Origin of the sequence: Segatella copri (assembly GCF_009494395.1) — a bacterium.
Lineage (GTDB): Bacteria > Bacteroidota > Bacteroidia > Bacteroidales > Bacteroidaceae > Prevotella.
On sequence record NZ_VZCB01000064.1, the window covers coordinates 1 to 4,038 of the forward strand.

The 4,038-nt window shown below is 45.5% G+C and carries 2 protein-coding genes and 1 pseudogene; 1 reads left to right on the top strand and 2 read right to left on the bottom strand.

All coding sequences use genetic code 11. The features are described from left to right. Positions 1-260, bottom strand: a pseudogene (locus F7D73_RS08410) (hypothetical protein); the annotation flags it as partial. 283 nt (positions 261-543) lie between these two features. Between F7D73_RS08410 and F7D73_RS08415 the strand changes: the two are divergent. Beyond that, entirely contained in the window at positions 544-1,803 is a 1,260-nt protein-coding gene (locus F7D73_RS08415) for an ATP-binding protein (RefSeq protein WP_153123847.1), read from the top strand. Between the two features lie 79 nt (positions 1,804-1,882). Here the strand turns inward: F7D73_RS08415 and F7D73_RS16045 are convergent. Then, positions 1,883-4,038: hypothetical protein (locus F7D73_RS16045; protein WP_194256877.1), on the bottom strand; the 2,156-nt coding region annotated here is incomplete at its 5' end.

A 4,038-nucleotide genomic window follows, 5' to 3' on the forward strand; every position in this document is an offset into this window, starting at 1 on the left:
CGGCTCAACAGGTTGAGGCATTTATGGCGCACACACACCAGAAGATAGCTCCCGGTGTTGGCGGAAGGCAGGGGCGAATCGCTGGCTATTGTCTCGTTATCAAGACCCAGTTGAGTCTTTCCGTCGAGCACATCGGCAAAGACTTCGCTCACCACATCCTTGCTGGCTGCATCATCCTTCAGAAGTACCCTGGCCAATTGGTACATCCTCAGATAATGCTGCCGGAAGAGCTGTTCTATCGTTTCTTTGTTTATTTGCATTACTTTATTTTCTTTTCTTTTGCCTATATTACAATCGAATTTTCATTTTCCTAACCCTTAGCAGAATATTTTTTAATGCAAATTTTTAAAACGTCAAAAATACCCTATCGGACTTGCTCTTTCTTCAGATGCTTATAAAGCCACAGGAAGGCGGGAATGAGGAAGAGATTGCGTTGAAAAATGATGCTTGTCGTCTATAAACGATAAAAAGTTGTTATTTTTGTCGTCTATAAACGATAAAATATGTATCTTTGCACCGGATTCAGTAAAAAGAAAGGGAATTATGACGAAGGATTTGATTAAATTACTGATAATTGAGTATCAGGCTTATGTTACTCAAGTAGAACTGGTTCATCGTGACGTAGAGCTCATGGATGGACTGAATTACGTGTTTGTAGGATTGAGACACGCAGGAAAATCGTATCTGATGTATCAGCGCATAGCACAGCTGCTGGAACAGGGGCATAAGCGGGAGGAAATCCTGTACTTCAACTTCGAGGATGACCGTATTGACTCCTTGGATGTGACCGACCTTGACCTGATAAAAACCTGTTATGAAGAAATGTATGACAGTCGTCCTATCTTCTTCCTCGACGAGGTTCAGCTGGTAGATAGATGGGAAAAGTTTGCCCGCAGGTTAGCAGATCAGAAATATCAGGTTTACATCACGGGTAGTAATGCCAAGATGTTGAGCAGCGAGATAGCGACAACACTCGGTGGCAGGTACATGATACATGAGGTGTATCCCTATTCCTTTGCCGAATATCTGAAGGCGAGCGGTATTGATGTAAAGGCAAAGAATGCCCTCTATGCTTACGCTAAGGATATTGTAAGACTCTCTAATATCTATTTCCAGCATGGAGGTTTGCCTGAGACGGTAGGGATGAAGGAGCCGAGGTCGTGGATGAGCAATCTCTTCAGTAAAATCTTCTTCGGTGATTTGGTGGCTCGGTATAAGATTCGTAACGACTATGCCCTGCGGGTAATGATTCGCAAGATGGCAGAAAGCGTGAAGCAGCCATTATCTTACAGCAGAATAGCCAGTATCGTGAGTAGTACCGGAAAAAAACTCAGTACGGATGCCACGATAGATTATGTCGGCTACATGGCTGACACCTGGCTCATTTTGCCGTATGAGAATTTGTTCGGAAAGTTGCAGGACAAGGAATCCAACCGCAAGTATTTTTTTACGGACAATGGTTTGCTTCATCTTTTTCTTGTAGATGCAGACACTTCGTTGCTGGAAAACATAGTTGCCGTCACGCTCAGGCGGAAATATGGTGACGGCAGCTATTTCTGGAACAGCAGGAATGCCGAGGTAGATTTTGTGATTCCGGAAGAAGAATTGGCCATACAGGTTTCCTACTCTATGGCAGATTCCGATACTTTCCGGCGGGAGACAGATGGGCTGATCAAGCTTTCTTCTGTCCAGAATGTCAAGCGGATGATTGTTGTGACAAAGGACGAGGAGGATATTGTTGAGAAGGATGGTTGCCGCATAGAGATAATCCCTCTATGGAAATGGCTTCTGGAATTCAGATAACATGCAAAAAGGCTGAACTTCGGGTGAGGAAGTCCAGCCTTTTGCTTATTTGTGATTTCGGGAAAAGCGAAGACGGCTTTTACTTGAATGCGCCTGCATCTGAATCATAGTTGTTGATGTTCTTCCGGATGTTCTTCTTCTTTCCGGAGAAGAAGTTGTAGCTGACACCCAGCATCAGCATGCGGCGATTATCCTTGATGATGTGCTGCTCCGTCTGGTTCATAATCGGATTGTCGAACGTCTTGCTCTCATACTTGGCTGGTGCAAACATCCACAAGCCATAGAACGAGAAACGCCAGGCTCCCTTCTGGTAAAAAGCAGAGAATTCACTCTTGGACTCATCTGCCTTGCGATAGTCCAAGACTGCCATCTTTGAAGGAATATTTCCCTGGTAAGATGCTCCCCAGTTTCCCTTCCGGAAATAGATGCCATATTTGAAAGGACTCCACCAGTAGCAATGGCGACCATAGGAATTGCTGATTACCTCTCGCTCAAAACCTCCACCCACCATCAGTTTCAATACCTCGTTCTTGAACGGCTTGAACTGAAGATAATAGCCTGTGCCATAACGCCAATAGAAACTGCCGTTTTCATAGGTAGAAACTATGCTGCGCCTGTCGTTCACCGTGGTCCAATAATAATAAGGTGTAATTACCTTGTCATTATAGATTCCATAAAGTGCTACTTGCAGGTAGAGCATCGCATCATTATAGGTGTATCTGAATATCGGTCCCCATTCCATCGTAGCCTTTACATTCGGGTTGCCCTGCTTCATCAGCCCGGGGATGACAATCGTCATGTTCTCGCTCAATGTTGAGATGGCGGGATAATTGGTGCCGCTGGATGATAGCAGCTGCAACGAACCGTTCTTCAGCTTATAAGATAAATACAGCAACGGATGAATATAGTTGTTGTTATAGGTGAGATCCTGATAGCTCTGGGTTCTCCACGTGCTCTTTACGCCTATACGATAGGTAAACTTGCCGATATGGTTCTGGTATTGGGCATAAACCGTATTGATCTTGATGCATGAAGAATACTTGGATGGCTCATAGCCGGAAAGGATATTGCGCACATTATAGTCGCTCCACTTATTCCAGGTATAAACTCCTGCCGACAGCTCTCCCTGCTCCCATTCTTTGGTATAATCAGCTTCTCCTATCAGGGAATAGATGTGGCTCCTGGAGTTCATGTCGTCATCGGTCAAGATGCTATCCTTGTCTGAAGTCCATTGCCGGTTGAGCATTTGCTGCCTGGTGTTGAAGTAAGAACCGAGCAAGTCCACATCGAGTGTCTGCTTATGGGCAAACTGCTTGCTGAGATAGAGATCTACTGCTGGTTTCACGTAATCTACAATATCCTTCGTGTTTCCGAAACCATCCTTCCAAGCCTCGTTTCCTTGCGTTGCAACCTCGCTATTTCCCCGGTTGAACTTATGTGACAATTCTGGCGAAAAGGTGACCTGGAAGGTTACGTCATCTGGCTTGCTGTAAGCATACTTCAGGTTGAACTTGTTGTCGGTATAGCCAAAACGCTTGTGCAGATGGTAATCATAGACAGCCTGCTGGTCGTCAAGCGTAAAGGAATACTGGTTGTCTTCTATCCAGTTACGATAGTTTCTCACGTTGATGTTGTAATCGAAGGAAAACTGATGATTGCCCTTGTTGTACTTGAAATACACATTGTCATCGCTAAACCCTGTGGTCAAGGCACTGGACACGTCAAAACCGGTAGTATAACCCGTATCAAGCGGCTTGGTAATGATGTTCATCAAGATGCCCACATCGCCGTATCTGATAGGAGGATCTTCGTAGTATTCCACCTTCTTTATTTTGTTGGCGGCAATAGCCTTCAAGTCGTTCTCGCTCGTCATCGGCACGTTGTTGATGAGAATTTTGATGGATTTTCCGGTCATACTGGATGTCTTGCCGGTCATCGGATCGGTATAGATTCCCGGGAGTGTTCCCAGGAGATCCTGTGAATGGCGTGAGTTCCTGATCTGTTCGTCAGAGAATGTATAAGAGGCATGGTCGCCGTGGTCGATACGCAGCTTGCCCTTTACTTCCACCTTGCCCAGTTGATAGGCATTCGCCTGCATCCTCACATTTCCGATGCGGGCAATAGGTACCAGCTTGCAAATCGTCTTGTAGCCTACGAACGAAACCTTCATGAGGACCTGCTTCTGCTGGCAGGGGATGACGAAATCGCCATTGGCGTTGCTCACGCCTCCACAGA

Excerpts from the sequence above, each read along its gene's own strand:
- F7D73_RS08415 (WP_153123847.1), top strand. The coding sequence starts at position 544 with ATGACGAAGGATTTGATTAAATTACTGATAATTGAGTATCAGGCTTAT.